Below are 17010 nucleotides of genomic sequence, written 5' to 3'. Positions count from 1 at the left end.
TGGCATCATGGCCACCCGTACGCCGAAAAGCGCATCGAAGGGGCCGGCGAAGCGGTCGACCTCGCCTCGATCGACCCCCGCGAAGCGGCCGGCCACGGCGGCGGGGCGACCGAGGGCGAAGGCCGCGAGCTCCGGCCGCAAGTCCTCCGTGACCCATCCCGACCCGATCAGCTGGGTCTTCACGATGGTCGGCAAGCTGATCGTCGGGCTGTGGATGCTGCTCGCCAACGGCATCGGCAGCACCGCCCGCGCGCTCGGCAAGAACGCCCGCGAGCTCGACCCCGCCCACCGGCGCGACGGCGTGGGCCTGTCGGTGCTGGCCGGCGCGATCGTGCTGGCCGCGATGACCTGGCGCAACCCCGAGGGCACCGTCTCGGGCGTCGTGAACACCGTCGTGCACGCCGTGTTCGGCTCGCTGGCCTGGGCGCTGCCGCTGCTGCTCGGCCTGCTGGCCTGGCGCTACCTGCGCCACCCCGACCAGAACGCCGACACCGGCCGCATGGTCATCGGGTGGAGCGCGCTCATGGTCGGCGTGCTCGGCGTCATCCACGTCGCCAACGACACCCCCTACCCGGCGGGTCAGGGTCAGGGCATGGACAAGGTGTCGGCCGCCGGGGGCATGATCGGGTTCATCGTGTCGGCGCCGCCGATGAGCATCCTGCCGTCCTGGATCACGATCCCGCTGCTGCTGCTCCTGTCGGGGTTCGGCGTGCTGGTGATCACCGCCACGCCCGTCCACCGCATCCCCGAGCGGCTGTCGGAGCTGCGGCACATGCTGTTCGAGCGGCACGCCGAGCCGCTCGCGTCCCGGGAGCCGGCCAAGCGCAGGCCGCGGACGAAGAAGGCGGAGACCGAGGTCGCCGAGACGGTCAAGCCGTACGACACGCCGGTCCTCGCCGAGAAGGACAAGCTGGCCGACCACTCGCCGGAGATCGTGCCGGGGCTCGTCGACGGGCCCGCGGACGAGGAACAGTCCGTGCCGGAGCGCAGGCCGGAGCCGCCGGAGCCGACGCCCGCGCCGCGCAAGGTCGAGCAGCTCGTGCTGTCGCCGCAGGCGGGGCCGTACAGCCTGCCCGACCTGCAGTTCCTCAAGCCCGGCACCGCGCCCAAGCCGCAGACCAAGGCCAACACGACCGTGGTCAACGCGCTGACCAGCGTGCTGGAGCAGTTCACCATCGACGCCCAGGTGATCGGCTTCACCCGCGGCCCGACGGTCACCCGCTACGAGATCGAGCTGGGCCCCGCCGTCAAGGTGGAGAAGGTCACCGCCCTCACCAAGAACATCGCCTACGCCGTCAAGTCGGCCGACGTCCGGATCCTGTCCCCGATCCCCGGCAAGTCGGCGATCGGGGTCGAGATCCCGAACGCCGACAAGGACCTGGTGGCGCTCGGCGACGTGCTGCGCTCCCAGGTGGCCCAGGCCGACCACCACCCGATGATCGTGGGCCTGGGCAAGGACGTCGAGGGCCGCACGATCGTGGCGAACCTCGCCAAGATGCCCCACCTGCTCATCGCCGGTGCGACCGGCGCGGGCAAGTCGGTCTGCGTCAACGGCCTCATCACCAGCATCCTCATGCGCTCGACCCCCGACGAGGTGCGCATGGTGCTGGTCGACCCCAAACGCGTCGAGCTCAGCGTCTACGAGGGCATCCCCCACCTCATCACGCCCATCATCACCAACCCGAAGAAGGCCGCTGAGGCCCTGGAATGGGTCGTGGGCGAGATGGACCGCCGCTACGACGACCTGGCCGCCAGCGGGTTCCGGCACGTCGACGAGTTCAACAAGGCCGTGCGCGCGGGCAAGCTCGTGCCGCCGCCGGGCAGCGAGCGGGTCTACCAGCCGTACCCGTACCTGCTGGTCATCGTGGACGAGCTGGCCGACCTCATGATGGTGGCCCCGCGCGACGTCGAGGACTCGATCGTGCGCATCACGCAGCTCGCCCGCGCGGCCGGCATCCACCTGGTCATCGCCACCCAGCGGCCCTCGGTCGACGTCGTCACCGGCCTGATCAAGGCCAACGTGCCGTCCAGGCTGGCCTTCGCCGTGTCGTCGCTGACCGACTCGCGGGTCATCCTCGACCAGCCCGGCGCCGACAAACTGGTCGGCCAGGGTGACGCGCTGTTCCTGCCGATGGGCGCGAGCAAGCCCATCCGGATCCAGAACGCGTACGTCTCGGAGAAGGAGATCGCCGAGATCGTCACGCACTGCAAGGAGCAGATGCAGGTCGAATACCGCGACGACGTGGCCGCCGCGCCGGTCAAGCGGGAGATCGACGAGGAGATCGGCGACGACCTCGACCTGCTGATCCAGGCCGCCGAGCTGATCGTGACCACCCAGTTCGGCTCGACCTCGATGTTGCAGCGCAAGCTGCGCGTCGGCTTCGCCAAGGCCGGACGGCTGATGGACCTGCTGGAGAGCCGCAACGTGGTCGGCCCCAGCGAGGGCTCCAAGGCCCGAGAAGTCCTGGTGAAACCGGACGATCTGCCTGGCCTGCTGGCCGACCTGCGTGGCGAATGACCCCAATGCACGGGTCCACGGCGATAACTGATTGAATATGAACCACTACGCACTGTCGTGGTGGGGAGGCGTTCGCTGTGCAGGAACAGAGCATCGGGGCCATGCTGGCAGCGGCCAGGCAGGCGGCGGGATTGACGGTCGCGCAGGTCAGCGCGGCCACGCGCATCAGAGAAACGATCATCAACCGCATCGAGCAGGAAGACTACGACCAGTGCGGGGGCGCCTTCTACGCCCGCGGCCACGTCAAGGCCATCGCCAAGGTCGTCGGCCTCGATCCGGAGGCCACCGTCCATTTGTTCGACCAGCAACACGGCGGGGCGCCGCAGCCCGTGCGCGCGGCCGCCGTGTTCCAGGCCGACCGCACGCTCGCCCTGCGCGAGCGCCGGGGGCCCAACTGGACGATGGCGCTCGGCGTGGCGCTGGCCGTCGTGGTGGTGTTCGGCACGGTACGGGTGCTGGGCGGCGCGAGCGACCAGGTGCGCACCGCCGACGTGCACGCCATCACGCCCAGGCCGAGCGTGCCGCCGAACACGCCCATCACCGAAGGCCCCCGCGCGGCGGCGGCCAAGGCCAAACCGGGCAAGAACATGGTGACCTTGAAGATCAAGGCCAGGCGTACGTCGTACGTGAACGTGCGCGACGGTCAGGGCCGCATGCTCTTCGCCGGGATGTTGCAGGAAGGCGACAGCTCGACCTGGCAGTCCGCGGACAGGCTGAGCCTGCTCCTCGCCGACGCCGGAGCGGTGTCCTTGCAGGTCAACGGCAAGAAGGTGGACAAACTCGGTGACCGGGGGGAGATGGTGAGCCGCTCGTTCGGCCTCGCCACGTCGCCTCCGCGGTAGTCCGGCGGGGAGGCCGTGCATCAGGTGGTGGCCAACTCCCGATACCGTAGTGTTCACCATGTCATCCCGCCGAACCGCATCGCTGATCACTCTGGGCTGCGCGCGCAACGAGGTCGACTCCGAGGAGCTGGCCGCGCGACTTGAGGCTGCCGGCTGGCAGCTGGGCGACGACGACCCCGACGTCGTCGTCGTCAACACGTGTGGCTTCATTGACTCGGCCAAGAAAGACTCCATCGACACGCTGCTCGCCGCCGCCGACACCGGGGTCAAGGTGGTGGCCGCGGGCTGCATGGCCGAGCGCTACGGCAACGAGCTGGCCGAGGCCCTGCCCGAGGCGAGCGCCGTCATCTCCTTCGACGACTACACCGAGATCGGCGGCCGGCTCGACGACGTGCTGGCCGGGCGACCGCTCAAGCCGCACACGCCGCGCGACCGCCGCACGCTGCTGCCCATCTCGCCGGTCGAGCGCGGGAGCGCGCCCAAGACCGGCATCCCGGGCCACGGCGAGCTGCCCGACGGGCTCGCGCCCGCCAGCGGCCCGCGCGTGCTGCGCAAGCGCCTCGACGAGAGCCCGGTCGCCTCGCTCAAGCTGGCCTCCGGCTGCGACCGGCGCTGCACGTTCTGCGCCATCCCGGCCTTCCGTGGCGCCTACGTCTCGCGCAACCCCGACGAGCTGCTCGCCGAGGCCGACTGGCTGGCGCACCGGGGCGTGCGCGAGCTCGTCCTGGTCTCCGAGAACTCCACCTCCTACGGCAAGGACCTGGGCGACCTGCGGGCGCTGGAGAAGCTGCTGCCGCAGCTCGCCGCCGTCCCGGGCATCGACCGGGTGCGGGTCAGCTACCTCCAGCCCGCCGAGCTGCGGCCGGGCCTGATCGACGTCATCACCACCACCGAGGGCGTGGCCGACTACTTCGACCTGTCCTTCCAGCACGCGAGTGGGAGCGTCCTGCGCCGGATGCGCCGCTTCGGCGACCCCGAGCGGTTCCTGGGCCTCCTGGAGAGCGTGCGCAAGGGCGCTCCCGAGGCGGGCGTGCGCTCCAACTTCATCGTCGGCTTCCCCGGCGAGACCGAGGAGGAGTTCGGCGAGCTGGTCGGCTTCCTGGAGAAGGCCAGGCTCGACGTGATCGGCGTGTTCGGCTACTCCGACGAAGACGGCACCGAGGCGGCCAACCTGCCCGGCAAGCTCGACCAGGAGGTCATCGACGAGCGCGTGCGCGTGCTCACCGAGCTGGCGGAGGAGCTGACCGCCCAGCGCGCGGAGGAGCGCATCGGCACGGAGGTCGACGTGCTCATCGACGACGACCTGGGCGACGGCGGCTACGAGGGCCGGGCCGCCCACCAGGGCCCGGAGGTCGACGGCTCGGTGACGGTCCAGGGCATCGGCCTGGTCAAGGGGCAGATCGTGCGCGCGGTCGTGGTCGACGCCGAGGGGGTTGACCTGATCGCGCGCATCAAGGCCAGTCCATGACCAGGGACGAGCGCCGCGTGGTAAGCCCGTGGAACATCGCCAACGTCCTCACGGTCCTCCGGTTGGTGCTCGTCCCCTTCTTCGTCGCATGCCTGTTCCTGCCCGGCACCGGCTGGCGGCTGGCCGCGCTGGGGGTGTTCGGGATCGCCTCGATCACCGACCATCTCGACGGCGAGCTGGCCCGGCGCTACGGGCTGATCACCGATTTCGGCAAGATCGCCGACCCGATCGCCGACAAGGCGCTCACCGGGGCGGCGCTGGTGTGCCTGTCGATCCTCGACGAGCTGCCGTGGTGGGTCACGCTCGTGATCCTGGGCCGCGAGCTGGGCATCACCCTGCTCCGGCTGGTCCTGCTGCGGCACGCGGTCATCCCGGCCAGCTACGGCGGCAAGGTCAAGACCGTGCTGCAGATCGCCGCCATCGTGCTCTACATCCTGCCCGGGGTGCCGGAGCCGCTGCGGTGGGTGGTGATGGGCGCGGCGCTGGTCGTGACGGTCGTGACGGGCGGCGACTATCTCGTACGGGCGGTCAAGCTGCGCCAGGTGGCCAGACGGGCGCGTGGGGAGTGATCTGAGCGATGGCGGACGTGGCCGAGGTTCTGGCCCTGCTGGTGCGGCAGGAGGCCACCGTGGCGGTGGCCGAGTCGCTGACGGGCGGGCTCATCGGGGCCGCGTTCACCTCGGTCCCGGGGGCGTCCAAGGCGTTCAGGGGCGGGGTGATCTCCTACGCCACCGATCTCAAGCACGACCTGCTGGGCGTGCCGGACGAGCTGCTTCGGCGCGAGGGGGCCGTGCATCCCGAGGTGGCCGCGGCGATGGCCAGAGGGGTCGCCCGGGTGTGCGGGGCCGGCTACGGGCTGGCCGTGACGGGCGTGGCCGGCCCCGAACCGCAGGACGGAAAGCCCGTGGGGCGGGTGTACGCGGCCGTCCACGGTCCCGACGGGGAGAACTCGGTGCGGGAGTTGACCTTCGAGGGGTCGCGTGAACGTATCAGGGTAAGGACGGTGCACGAGGCAGTCGATCTCCTCGCAGGTGTGCTGAAGGCTAACAAAGGGGAACATTCCGGATGATTACCGTGTTACGTCCCGAGCGAACATGCGAAGCACGGTCTGACGCGGTGTCGGTGGATACGGGTACGGTGGAGCTGTGAGTGAGGTCCGTGAGCCAACTGCAAGCACCGAGCGCCCGGCAGGCGGGCCTGATGAGTCGCGCGACCAGGCACGAGCGGCAGACCCGGGGCGGCGACGCTCCATGATGACGGCGAGGAGTATGTACGAAGCCAAGAAGACCAATGTGCGGCACGATCCGATCGCGCGGGGCGTGGTGAAGACGTCCACGCCGGGGAGGGAGCGACAGATGATTCTGCTGCGTCAGCTGCTCGGTGACGTGCTGAGGCGGTTGCGGGTGCGTCAGGGGCGCACGCTTCGCGAGGTGTCCACGCTGGCGCGTGTCTCGCTCGGCTATCTGTCCGAGGTCGAGCGTGGCCAGAAGGAAGCCTCGTCCGAGCTGCTCGCGTCCATTTGCGGTGCCCTCGGAGTGCCGCTCTCGCAGGTTTTGCGTGAGGTTTCCGACCAGTTCGCGCTGGCGGAGCTCCAGGCCACTCCTGTTCTGGCCGACGTTCCCGAGCACGAGCGCCTGCCCCTTGCCGAGACGGTTCCCGGGTCGATCGGCGACACCGTGTTCCCCGAGGTCAAGGACATGGTGGCGGCCTAACGCGGCTGGCAGCCACCACACCACAGGATGAGCCTTTCCTGTGGCTGTGCCCCCATCTCCCCGCGGCTGATGCGCGTGCCGCATCGGCGACAGGGTCTCCCTGCCCTGCCATAGACCCAGGTCTGGTTCGCCGGGCGGCGATCACCTGTCGTCACCGTGCCGCCATGCCCCTTGTTGGCCTCCAGCAGCCGGTGGGCCAGCGTGACGAGCCCTTCGAGATCCTCGATCTCCCCGACCTGCTTCCACGGCCAGATCCCGCGCAGGAACAGGGTCTCGGCGCGATAGATCGTGCCGATCCCCGCCAGGTTGCGCTGATCGAGCAGCGCTTCGCCGATCGTCCTGTCCGGCACGCCTCGTAGTCTTCGCACGGCCTCGCCCGGGTCCCAGTCGGCGCCCAGCAGGTCAGGCCCCAGGTGCCCCACCAGCCGCTCCTCGTCGGCGGTCGTGACCAGGTCGACCATGCCGAGCTTGATCCCCACCGCCTGCCACTGCTCGTTGGCCAGGATCAGCCTCACCTGGTCTCCGCCGGCCGTGCGCCGCCCCGCGGGCATGACCCGCCAGCTCCCGTCCATGCGCAGGTGCGTGTGGACCGTCAGGCCGCCCTCGATCCGGGTCAGCAGGTGCTTGCCCCTGGAGGCGGTCGTGAGCACCGTACGGCCGGTCAGGTCGGCGGTGGCGTGCCGCGGGACCCGGAAGTCCGATCTGGTCAGCACGCGGCCGTCGAGCGCGCCGCGCAGGCGGGCGGCGGTGCGGTAGACGGCGTCTCCCTCGGGCATCCCTCCAGTCTAGGTACCGCCTCCCGGCCTTCACGATGGCCACGGGCCGAGGGCGCCCGCTGTGCCGCCCGGTGGAGGTCAGTCCCAGGCGGCGGGGTCCGCGGCGAGCTGCCGGACGCGCTCGGGAAGGCTGCCCGTGGCGACCTGTTCGAGCGTGACCTCCTCCAGGATGGCCCGCTCGGTGGCCCGCAACGCGATCCACACCTGCTGCAACGACTCCGCCGGGCCTCGGTAGCCGACGTGTTCGGGACGCTCGCCGCGCACGTTCGCCAGCGGCCCGTCAACGGCCCTGATCACGTCGGCGAGCGAGATGTTCGCGGCGGGCCGGGCCAGCACGTAGCCGCCCTCGGGACCCCGTTGGCCGCGCACGAGACCCGCGCGGCGCATCTGGAGCAGGATGTTCTCCAGGTACTTGGGAGGCATGTCCTGTTCCTTGGCGAGTTCACCCACAGTAGTCGGGCCCGTGCCGGCTGCGGCGAGTTCAGCGGCGGCACGGAGGGCGTAGTCGACACGAGCGGAAAGGCGCATGTTCTCGATTATCCCTCCTGGTCAACACTGGTTAGGCGCAAGGTCGTCAGAACGGGCAGGTGATCCGAATAGGGCAAGCGCGGCACCTGCCCGGAAATCGCGGTCAATCCCTTGGTGAGCAGCACGTGGTCGATGCGCTCCTTGGGGGCGTCGGCGGGCGAGGTCGGCGGGTCCCCGAACGCGGTCAGCGGGTCGGTCAGCCCGGCCGCCTTCAGCACCTCCATGGCCGGGTCGGCGGGCCGGGTGTTGAGGTCGCCCGCCAGGATCACCGGCCGCTTGACCTGCTCCCCGGCTCCGGCGGCGCGGTGCCCGGCCTCGTCGGCGTCCCGGCCGACGGCCAGGGCGCGGGCGATCGCGGCCACCTCCGGCGCCTGGCCCTCGGGGGCCTGCAGGTGGGTGTTGACGATGCCCACCTCCTTGCCGCCGACCTCCAGGACGATCGCCTGGGCCTGGGCTCCCGTCGGGTAGTCGTGCGCGCCCAGGGGATAGGAGTGCACCTGCTTGACCGGGAGGTTGGTGAGCAGGGCGTCGCCCCACACGTTGTCGCCGGCCGGGGCGAAGTGGTAGCGCATGCCGAGGCCGCGGGCGATCCTGGCCAGGTCGTCGTGGCCGCCGTTCAGCAGCCAGCCGCGGTCCACCTCGCTGAGCAGCACGACGTCGGGCTTCTGGGCCGCGGCCCAGGACGCGATCTTGTCGAGCGACAGGCGGCCGTCCAGGCCGTAGCCCATGCGGATGTTGTAGGTGATCAGGGTGAAGGTGTCGCCCTGCTTGGCCCGTACGGGCGGCGCGGACGGCGCCCCGAGCGTCACGACCCCCACCAGCAGGACGACGACGGCCACCGGCAACCAGCCGAGGCGGACCGGCGCGACCGGCCGAGGCGAGTGCCGGACCAGGGCCGTGACCACGCTGAGGGCGGCGACCAGCACCGCCACCGCCACGAGGACCAGGCCGTTGGGGAAGCCGAGGTTCATGTCGTAGGCCGCGTAGTAGACGAACAGCCCGACGAAGAAGACCAGCCCGCCGCCGAGCACGGCCACGCCGGGACGCCGTCCGGAGGGATGGTCCGGCCGCGCGGTTCCGGCGAGCAGGGCGCCGAGCCAGCCGATCATCAGCACGGCGAAGTAGGACGCCGTCAGGGTGAGGATCAGCGTGAAGGCCACCAGCACGACCCCGGCGATGAGGTCGAAGACCGGGGACAGCGGCGGATGGGCGGCCTGCACGACGACCATGACCAGGACGACGGCGAGTATCCCGGTGCCCGCCAGCACCTGCCACAGGTCGGTCGGGCTCGCCACGGGCTTGGCCCAGCCGGTGGCGGCCACGCCGGTCAGCAGCATCGCCGGGCCGAGCAGGAACCACGTCAGCGTGGGCGCGCGGTCCACCTCGGCCTCCGGGGGGCGTACGAGGCCGAGGAAGGCGGCGCAGAGGGACAGCGCCGCCAGCCACGGGACCAGGCCGTCGCGCCAGACCAGATCCACGCCGTCCAGCAGCAGATGGACGGTCAGCGACAGGCTCAGGCCGCCCATGACGCCCACGGGGACGGCCCGTCGCGGCACGGTGTGGGCGCAGCCGTACAGGAAGACCAGACCCGCGGTGACGCCGGCGGAGGCGACGTAGAGCTGGCCCACCCCCGCCTGCAGCAGGATCCTGGTGAGGACCAGCGCCGCGGCGCCGCCGAGCAGAGCGTGGCGCGGCTTGGCTAACAGCGCGAGGAAAGGCAGGATGAACCAGGCGGCTGCGTAGAGGCCCATCAGCTCAGGCGGTGTCTCGCCCGCGCGGCCGAACAAGGTGATCAACGACGGGAGGAAGACCCTCAACACGTCCAGCAGCAGCACGAGGCCGAGCGCGAGCATGATCGCCGGGCCGCGGAGGATGGTCATGAGGCATCCTCGTGTTCGGCTCCGATGATATGCAAGAGCACGGGCGCTAAACTTCCAACAACCTTTTCGATTTGACGGTGGGAATCAGCGTGGAGCGTCGTCCTGGTGTGCCCAGACTTCTCCGGGAGATCAACGATCGGGCCGCACTGGAGCTGTTGCTGGCCACCGGCCCCATGACGAGGGGGCAGATCGGCGACCTGACCGGTCTGTCCAAGGTGACCGCCTCCCAGACGCTCGCGCGGCTGGAGGAGCGTGGCCTGGTCGAGGTGGTGGGCGCCCAGGCGGGCGGCAGAGGGCCGAACGCGGCGCTCTACTCGGTCATCCCCTCAAGCGCCTATGTGGCCGGTCTGGAGGTCGGCCCCGAGCTGATCTCGACCGCCGTGGCCGACATCCACGGCCGTACGATCGCCGAGGTCACCGTCGACCCCGGCGGCCACGACGACCCGGTCGCCGCCGTGCACGGCGCGATCGTCAAGGCGTGCCGCAGCGCCAAGGTCAGCCTGGCCAGGCTGCGCGGCGTGGTGATCGGCACCCCTGGCGTGGTCGACCCGCGCAGCGGCGACGTGCGTTTCTCCTTCGACCTGCCCGGCTGGCACGAGGGCATCCACGAGGCGCTCGCCGGCGACCTGCGGCGCGAGGTGACGATCGAGAACGACGTGAACCTCGCCGCCCTCGCCGAGTACGCCGACGGCGCAGCCAAGGGCGTCGACGACTTCGTGCTGGTGTGGGCGAGCCGCGGCCTCGGCATGGCCGTCATGCTGGGCGGCAAGCTCCACCGGGGGCGTTCGGGCAGCGCGGGGGAGATCGGGTACCTGCCGGTGCCGGGCGTTCCGCTGCCGGAGGACATCCGTACCAAGCCGGGCCGGCTGCCCTCGCTGGCGGGCGGCCTGCAGTCGCTGGTCAGCGCCGAGGAAGTGGCCGAGCTGGCCCGTGGCTACGGCTTCACGGCCGAGAGCGCCCGCGAGTGCGTCGAGGTCGCGGTGGCGGCCGGGTCCCGCGGCGAGCCGATGCTCGACGACATCGCCCACCGGCTGGCGCTGGGTGTGGCGGCGGTCTGCGTGATCCTCGACCCGGGGCTGGTCGTGCTGGCCGGGGAGGTGGGCCACGCCGGGGGATCCGCGCTGACCTCCAGGGTGGAGGAGGCCGTGGCGCGGATCTGCCCGGTGCGGCCGCAGGTGGTCACCACGGCGGTGGCCCATGCGAACCCGGTGCTGCGCGGCGCGGTGCTGGCCGCGCTGGACCAGGCGCGCGAGGAGCTCCTCGCGCCCTGATCCGGCGGGGGCGTGGTCGCCCGCCTCAGGCGGTGATCAGTTCCACGGCGGCCTGGGCGTTGGCCCTGGCCGCCCCGTACGTGGCGATGTAGGCGGCGCTGCCGGGCCGCCAGACGGGCAGGCCCATCTCGATCACCGTCGCGTCCTGGCGGGCCGCCACCAGCGCGGAGACCAGTTCCTGGCTCGCCTGGTAGCGGTGGGCGTCCTTCACCACGATGACCAGCGACCGGTTCGCGGCCTTGGCCAGCAGGGCGGGGACGTCGGCGGCCGCGGGCTCGACGCGGACGATCTCGGCGTCCGGCAGCCACGGGCCCACACCCCATGGCACGGTTCCCACGGCGATCGTGGGCGGGGTGTCCACCTCGATCACCAGGGGTTCCACCAGGGGTTCCGTCTCGCCGGTCAGCCGCACGGCGCGGCGGGCGGCATGCAGGCCGACCCCGTTCTGCTCGGCGGCGACCGTCTCGGACGCGCCGAACCAGGCCCGCAGCGCCCGGACCCGCTCGGCCGCCTCCTCCAGCCTGGCGGCCGGCAGTCGGCCCTCGGTCACCGCGTCCACGATCTCCGCGATGACCCGCTGGACGTCGTCCTCGCCGGGGATCGGGCCGAGGCAGATCAGGTCCGACCCGGCCGCGAGCGTGAGCACGGCGCCCTTGGCCAGGCCCACGCTCTTGGTGATCGCGTGCATGTCCAGCGCGTCCGTGATGACCACGCCGTCGTAGCCGAGCTCGCCCCTGAGGAGCCCGGTCAGCGCGGCGGGCGACAGAGTGGCCGGGGTGTCCCCGGTCACCACCGGCACCGCCACGTGCGCGGTCATCACGGTCTTGGCGCCGGCCTCGATCGCCGCCCGGAACGGCACGAGCTCGCGGGCCCGCAACACGTCCAGGTCGACGTCCACGACGGGCACGGCCAGGTGGGAGTCCACCCGGGTGGCGCCGTGGCCGGGGAAGTGCTTGACGCAGGCGGCCACGTTCACCGACTGCAGGCCGTTGACCGCCGCGACCGTGTGCCTGGCCACCAGCGCCGGGTCGGCGCCGAAGGACCTGGTCCCGATCACCGGGTTGTCGGCCTCGGTGTTGACGTCGGCGCTCGGCGCGAGGTCCAGGTTGATGCCGCACGCGGCCAGCTCCGAACCGATCGCCGCGTAGACCCGGCAGGTCAGGTCCACGTCGTCGACCGCCCCCAGCGCCGCGTTCCCCGGGTACGGGCTGCCGACGTGGTAGGCCAGCCTCGTGACGTCCCCGCCCTCCTCGTCGAGCGAGATGACGGGCTCGGCCGAGGCGCGCAACGTCGTGGTGAGCGACCTGACCTGCTCGGAACTGGCGACGTTGAACCCGAAGAGCGTCACGCCGCCCAGGCCGTTGTCCAGCTCGCGCAGCACCCAGTCGGGCGCCGTGGTGCCCTGGAAGGCGACGAGCAGCGTGCCGGCCGCGAGGCGACGCAGCCCCCGATCACTCTGACTCATGGCTCCTCATCACTTGAATGAAGGCACGACCGGGTACGGCTCGGACGAACCCGAGCCGTACGCGGATCAGTGCCTGTTACCCCTTCACGGCCCCGGCGGTGAGACCGGCGACCATGCGGCGTTGTACCAGCAGGAAGAAGACGACCACCGGAAGGGTCATCAGGGTGGAACCGGCCATGATCGCGCCCCAGTCGACGCCCTTCTGGCCGAAGAAGTACTGCAGGGCGACCGGCATCGTGTATCCCTCGGACCCCGACATCAGGTAGAGGGCGAACACGAGATCGTTCCAGGCGGTGATGAACGAGAAGATGCTCGTGGCCACCAACCCCGGGGCGACCAGCGGGAACAGCACCTTCCAGAACGTGGTCAGCCGGCTCGCGCCGTCGATCCAGGCCGCCTCCTCCAGCGTCCGCGGCACCGCCGCCACGAACGTGCGCAACATCCAGATGCCGAACGGCAGCGTCAGCGCGACCTGGGTGATGATCAGCCCGATGAGCTGGTCACCGAGGCCGACCCGCTTGACCATCATGTACAGCGGGATGAGCAGGCCCTCCGCCGGCAGCATCTGCACGATCAGCAGGACGACCAGGAACGTGCCACGCCCCTTGAAGCGGAAGCGGGCGATGGCCGTGGCCGACAGCAGCGCGAAGACCGAGCCGATGAGCACGGTGCCGAGCGCCACGATCGCGCTGTTGCGCATGTAGAGCCAGATGGAGTTGTTCGCCACGCCCTCGGTCAGCACCCGCGCGAAGTGGTCGAAGGTGAAGTGCGTGGGGAACGGGATGAACTCCGTCGTGAAGATCTGGTCGTTCTCCTTGAAGCCGGTGGAGACCATCCAGTAGACGGGGAAGACCGCGTAGAGGAAGACCAGCACACCGGCCGTGTTCAGGAGGATCTTCCCGAGCTTCTTGCGGGCCAGCGGGTTCACATCTCCTCCTGCTTCACGATCTGCCGGACGTACGCGACGGTGATGATGAGCAGGATGATCGTCAGCACGATGGAGATCGCCGCGCCCGTGCCCAGCTTCTGCGGGGGCTTGAACGCCTCCGCGACCGCGTACATCGACAGGTTGAAACCGTCGCGGTTGGTCGGGCCGTTCATCAGCACGTAGAGCTGGCTGAAGACCTTGAAGTCCCAGATGATCGACAGGATCGTCAGGACGGCGAAGACCGGCTTGAGCAGCGGAAGGGTGATCTTCCTGAACGTCCGCCACGCCCCCGAGCCGTCGACCTTCGCCGCCTCGTACAGCTCGGACGGGATGCCCTTGAGGCCCGCGAGCACCGAGACCGCGATGAACGGGAACCCGGCCCACACCACGCACACGATCAGTGCGACGTAGAGCGGGAAGGTGTCGTTGAGCCAGGGGGTGCCCGTCCAGTCCTGCTGACCCGCGGGCGGCGCGGCCAGCCAGTCGGGCAGCAGGTTGAGCAGCCAGTTGACGATGCCGGACTCGGCGTCGAAGAGCGAGCGCCAGATGACGCCCTGCGCGACCGGCGGCACGGCCCAGGCGAACATGCACCCGATGACCACGAACAGGGACATCTTCTTGCCGAGCTTGTTCAGCAGCACGCCGACCGCGGTGCCCACGATGAGGGTGAGGCTGACGGCGACGAAGGCGAACACCACGGTGTTGCGCAGAGCCGACCAGAAGATGTCGTTGGAGAGGACCTTGTCGAAGTTGCCCAGGCCCACCCATTCGGCCGGCTTGCTTCCCCTGATCTGCGCGAGGCCGACCTTCTGGAAGGCCATCACGCCGAGCTGGAACATCGGGTACAGCAGCAGTCCCGCGATGACCAGCAGCCCGGGGATGAGCAGCACGTACGGGATGCTCCAGGTGGGCATCCCGGTGGCCTTGACGGGCCCGCCGCCCTTCTTACGGCGGCGCCCCGGGGCGGGGGACGAGCCCCTGCCCCGGGTGACCGTAGTCGTGTTCGCCATCGTTACTGGTTCAGGATCTCTTCGAGTTCCTTGTTGGCGTCAGCGAGAGCCGTGGTGGTGTCCTTCTTGCCCTCGATGACGGCGCGCGCCGCGTTCTGCAGCACGGCCTTGGTGGCGTCGGCCTCGGCCCAGTTCGGGTCGGCCGGGAACGCCTTGGCCTTGGCGAAGGCCTGGGCGAACGGGCCCTGCGCCGGGTCCTCGTTCAGCGCCGCCAGGGTGTCGGGGTAGACCGGCAGCAGGCCGCCTTCCTTGGCGTAGCGGTCGGCCCAGGTCTTGCTGGTGGCGAGCTTGATGTACTCCTTGCCGAGGTCGGCCTCCTTGGTGCCGCCCCACAGCGCGATGTCGTTGCCGCCGAAGAAGGACGGGGCCAGGCCGCCGGTCTTGGCGGGCAGCGGGAAGAAGCCGAGCTTGTCGCCCTTCAGCTTGCCCTTCGAGTCCTCCTCGATGCCGGGCAGGTCCCAGCCGGCGGTGAGGTACATCGCCACCTTGTTGTTGGCGAAGCGCTTGCGGATGTCGACGGTGTTCAGCGTCAGGTTCGCCTTGCTGGACAGGCCGCCGGTGACCAGACCGGTGTAGGTCTCGAAGCCCTTCTGGAAGCCGGGGTCGGTCAGCTTGCCGACCCACTTGTCGCCTTCCTTGACGGCGAACTCGCCGCCCTCGGACCAGGCGAACGCGGCCAGCAGGTGGTTGGCGTCGGAGCCGCCGTTGAAGGCGAAGCCGTCGACGCCGGCGCCCTTCTCCTTTTGGATCTTCTTGGCCGCGGCGACGAGCTCGTCCCAGGTCTTGGGAACCTCGATCTTGAGGTCGGCGAACCAGTCCTTGCGGTAGAGCACCGCGCGGGCGCCGGCGCCCCACGGGATGCCGTAGATCTCGCCGTCAACCGTCTCGTAGCCGTAGAGGTTCTCGGGGATCTGGGCCCGGTCGCCCTCACGCGCGATGTCGGTGATCGGGGTGAGCGCGTCCTGGCTCTGCCACATGGGGACCTGGTCGTTGCCGATCTCGGTCACGTCCGGGCCTGCGCCGGTGGCGGCGGCGGCGAACTTGTCGGCCACCTGCGGCCACGGGATCCACTCAAGCTTGACCTCAGCGCCGGTCTGCTTCGTGAACTCGGCGTTGAGCTCTTCCATGTACTTGGCGGCGGCAGGGTTGCTGTCGCCCAGACGCCACATGCTGAGCGTCTTGCCCGCGAACTTCGGGCCACTGGAAGCGGGGGCGGCCGCGCTGGACGACGGCTTCGGCTCCTCGCTTGACCCACAGGCGGCCAGGCCCAGGGCCAGGGCGGCCGTGGTGACCGTAGTGGCTGTGATCTTCGCGATCCTCACAGGGTTCTCCCTTCCCGGGTGCTGGCCTACGGTCCGCACCAGGCTGATCGTCAAATGCCGAACGACGCTGTTAAACTAACAAGAAACTTTCTTAAAAGAAACGCTCGTTAGCCATTCGTGACGAGAGGGGTGCGGTAATGAGTCGAAGCCCGGGGATCCCCCGGTTGCTGCGCAGGTTGAACGACCGCTCGGCACTTGAACTCCTCCTCGCGGACGGTCCGCTGACCCGCGCCGAACTGGGGGAGCGAACGGGGCTCTCCAAGGTAACCGCAGGTCAGCTGCTGGCTCGCCTGGAAGAGCGGGGCCTGGTGGAGGTCGCGGGCGAGCGCGCCGGCGGCAGGGGTCCGCACGCCGCCCTGTACGCCGTGGTTCCGTCCACCGCGTACGTCGCCGGGCTGGAGGTGCTGCCCGACAGCCTCACCGTCGGTGTGGCGGACATCACAGGTAAAATCGTTGTCGAGGTGACGGTCAACCCGGCCGACTCCCGCGATCCGGTCAAGGCGGTCCACTCGGCCGTCCAGCGGGCCTGCGCCGCGGCCCGCGTCGAGCTCTCCCAGCTTCGCTCCTTCGTCATCGGCACCCGGGGGGTCGTCGATCCCCGCAGCGGAGACGTGCGCTGGTCCTACGACCTGCCCGACTGGCACGTCGGCGTGCTGGCCAGCCTCCGCCGGACCCTGGGCGGCTCGGTCACCATAGAGAACGACGTCAATCTGGTCGCCCTGGCCGAGAGCCGCTACGGCGCCGCCGTCGGCCACGACGACTTCGTGGTCATCTGGGCCGGCGTCGGCCAGGGCCTCGGCGTCATGCTCGGCGGACGGCTGCACCGCGGCATGAGCGGCGGCGCGGGCGAGATCGGCTGGCTGCCGGTGCCGGGCGAGCCGCTGCCCGCCGACGTGTCACAGCCGCAGTCGGGCTCCTTCCAGCGCCTGGTCGGCCACGACGCCCTGCGCGGCCTGGCCGTCGAGCACGGCGTGATCGGCTACACCGTGCCCGACCTGGTCCGCAACGGCGACGAGGACTACCTCGACAAGGTGGCCGGACGCCTCGCCGTGGGCGCGGCGGCCGTGGCCGTCGTGCTCGACCCCGAGCTGATCGTGCTCAGCGGCGACGTCGGCCGGGCCGGCGGCGAACGGCTGGCCGCCAAGGTCCAGGAGGCCGTGGCCCGCCTGTGCCCCAGCCAGCCGACCGTGGTGACCACCAAGGTGACCGGCAACGCGGTGCTGCGCGGGGCCCTGGTCGCGGCCCTGGAGCAGGCCCGGGAGCAGGTTTTCTCCGACACTGTGTGAGAAT

15 protein-coding genes are annotated in these 17010 nt (G+C 70.4%); 8 read left to right on the top strand and 7 right to left on the bottom strand.

The window, feature by feature from the left end; all coding sequences use genetic code 11:
• Positions 1–7: 7 nt before the first annotated feature.
• The 6 genes from ABZ815_RS05555 to ABZ815_RS05530 all read left to right on the top strand — a co-directional run bounded on the left by ABZ815_RS05555 (position 8) and on the right by ABZ815_RS05530 (position 6540).
• Positions 8–2518 carry a DNA translocase FtsK gene (locus ABZ815_RS05555; RefSeq protein WP_357694302.1) on the top strand — a complete coding sequence of 837 codons (2511 nt, stop codon included), beginning with the start codon at positions 8–10 and terminating at the stop codon, positions 2516–2518.
• 77 nt (positions 2519–2595) lie between these two features.
• Entirely contained in the window at positions 2596–3360 is a 765-nt protein-coding gene (locus tag ABZ815_RS05550) for a helix-turn-helix domain-containing protein (RefSeq protein WP_357694300.1), read from the top strand.
• 58 nt (positions 3361–3418) lie between these two features.
• A complete protein-coding gene (gene rimO, locus ABZ815_RS05545) occupies positions 3419–4828 on the top strand; it encodes a 30S ribosomal protein S12 methylthiotransferase RimO (RefSeq protein WP_357694298.1) in 1410 nt (469 codons plus the stop codon).
• Complete coding sequence (pgsA, locus tag ABZ815_RS05540; protein WP_357694296.1) at positions 4825–5397, top strand: CDP-diacylglycerol--glycerol-3-phosphate 3-phosphatidyltransferase; 573 nt, start codon at positions 4825–4827, stop codon at positions 5395–5397. The genes rimO and pgsA overlap by 4 nt, the downstream gene beginning before the upstream one ends.
• Before the next feature lie 8 nt (positions 5398–5405).
• Positions 5406–5897 (top strand): CinA family protein, encoded by a 492-nt coding sequence (locus tag ABZ815_RS05535; RefSeq protein ID WP_357694294.1) that lies wholly within the window; start codon positions 5406–5408, stop codon positions 5895–5897.
• Between the two features lie 286 nt (positions 5898–6183).
• Positions 6184–6540, top strand: coding sequence for a helix-turn-helix transcriptional regulator (locus ABZ815_RS05530; RefSeq protein ID WP_357694659.1), 357 nt, complete (start codon positions 6184–6186; stop codon positions 6538–6540).
• Here ABZ815_RS05530 and ABZ815_RS05525 read toward each other — a convergent pair.
• From ABZ815_RS05525 to ABZ815_RS05515, 3 genes are all read right to left on the bottom strand, one after another.
• Entirely contained in the window at positions 6537–7316 is a 780-nt protein-coding gene (locus tag ABZ815_RS05525; protein ID WP_357694292.1) for a DNA-formamidopyrimidine glycosylase family protein, read from the bottom strand. The genes ABZ815_RS05530 and ABZ815_RS05525 overlap by 4 nt on opposite strands.
• A 78-nt stretch (positions 7317–7394) precedes the next feature.
• Positions 7395–7844 carry an Rrf2 family transcriptional regulator gene (locus ABZ815_RS05520; protein ID WP_357694290.1) on the bottom strand — a complete coding sequence of 150 codons (450 nt, stop codon included), beginning with the start codon at positions 7842–7844 and terminating at the stop codon, positions 7395–7397.
• Between the two features lie 8 nt (positions 7845–7852).
• Positions 7853–9724 (bottom strand): endonuclease/exonuclease/phosphatase family protein, encoded by a 1872-nt coding sequence (locus ABZ815_RS05515; protein WP_357694288.1) that lies wholly within the window; start codon positions 9722–9724, stop codon positions 7853–7855.
• An 89-nt stretch (positions 9725–9813) separates the two neighbouring features.
• Between ABZ815_RS05515 and ABZ815_RS05510 the strand changes: the two genes are divergently transcribed.
• Positions 9814–10995: an ROK family transcriptional regulator gene (locus ABZ815_RS05510; RefSeq protein ID WP_357694286.1), complete on the top strand. Its 1182-nt coding sequence runs from the start codon at positions 9814–9816 to the stop codon at positions 10993–10995.
• 25 nt (positions 10996–11020) lie between these two features.
• Here the strand turns inward: ABZ815_RS05510 and ABZ815_RS05505 are convergent, their stop codons facing one another.
• From ABZ815_RS05505 to ABZ815_RS05490, 4 genes are all read right to left on the bottom strand, one after another.
• Positions 11021–12460: a glycoside hydrolase family 3 protein gene (locus ABZ815_RS05505; protein WP_357694284.1), complete on the bottom strand. Its 1440-nt coding sequence runs from the start codon at positions 12458–12460 to the stop codon at positions 11021–11023.
• A gap of 76 nt (positions 12461–12536) precedes the next feature.
• Positions 12537–13388, bottom strand: coding sequence for a carbohydrate ABC transporter permease (locus tag ABZ815_RS05500; RefSeq protein ID WP_357694282.1), 852 nt, complete (start codon positions 13386–13388; stop codon positions 12537–12539).
• Positions 13385–14398, bottom strand: a complete 1014-nt coding sequence (locus ABZ815_RS05495; protein WP_357694280.1) for a sugar ABC transporter permease — start codon at positions 14396–14398, stop codon at positions 13385–13387. The genes ABZ815_RS05500 and ABZ815_RS05495 overlap by 4 nt, the downstream gene beginning before the upstream one ends.
• Positions 14399–14400: 2 nt before the next feature.
• On the bottom strand, positions 14401–15720 hold the full coding sequence (locus tag ABZ815_RS05490; protein ID WP_357694278.1) for an extracellular solute-binding protein: 1320 nt from the start codon (positions 15718–15720) through the stop codon (positions 14401–14403).
• 137 nt (positions 15721–15857) lie between these two features.
• Between ABZ815_RS05490 and ABZ815_RS05485 the strand changes: the two genes are divergently transcribed.
• Complete coding sequence (locus ABZ815_RS05485) at positions 15858–17006, top strand: ROK family transcriptional regulator (protein WP_357694276.1); 1149 nt, start codon at positions 15858–15860, stop codon at positions 17004–17006.
• The last annotated feature ends 4 nt before the right edge of the window (positions 17007–17010 follow it).

This window comes from Nonomuraea sp. NPDC047529 (assembly GCF_040642995.1).
Classification (GTDB): domain Bacteria; phylum Actinomycetota; class Actinomycetes; order Streptosporangiales; family Streptosporangiaceae; genus Nonomuraea.
The sequence above is the reverse complement of the archived record's forward strand: the minus strand, read 5'-3'. Positions and strand labels throughout refer to the sequence as shown.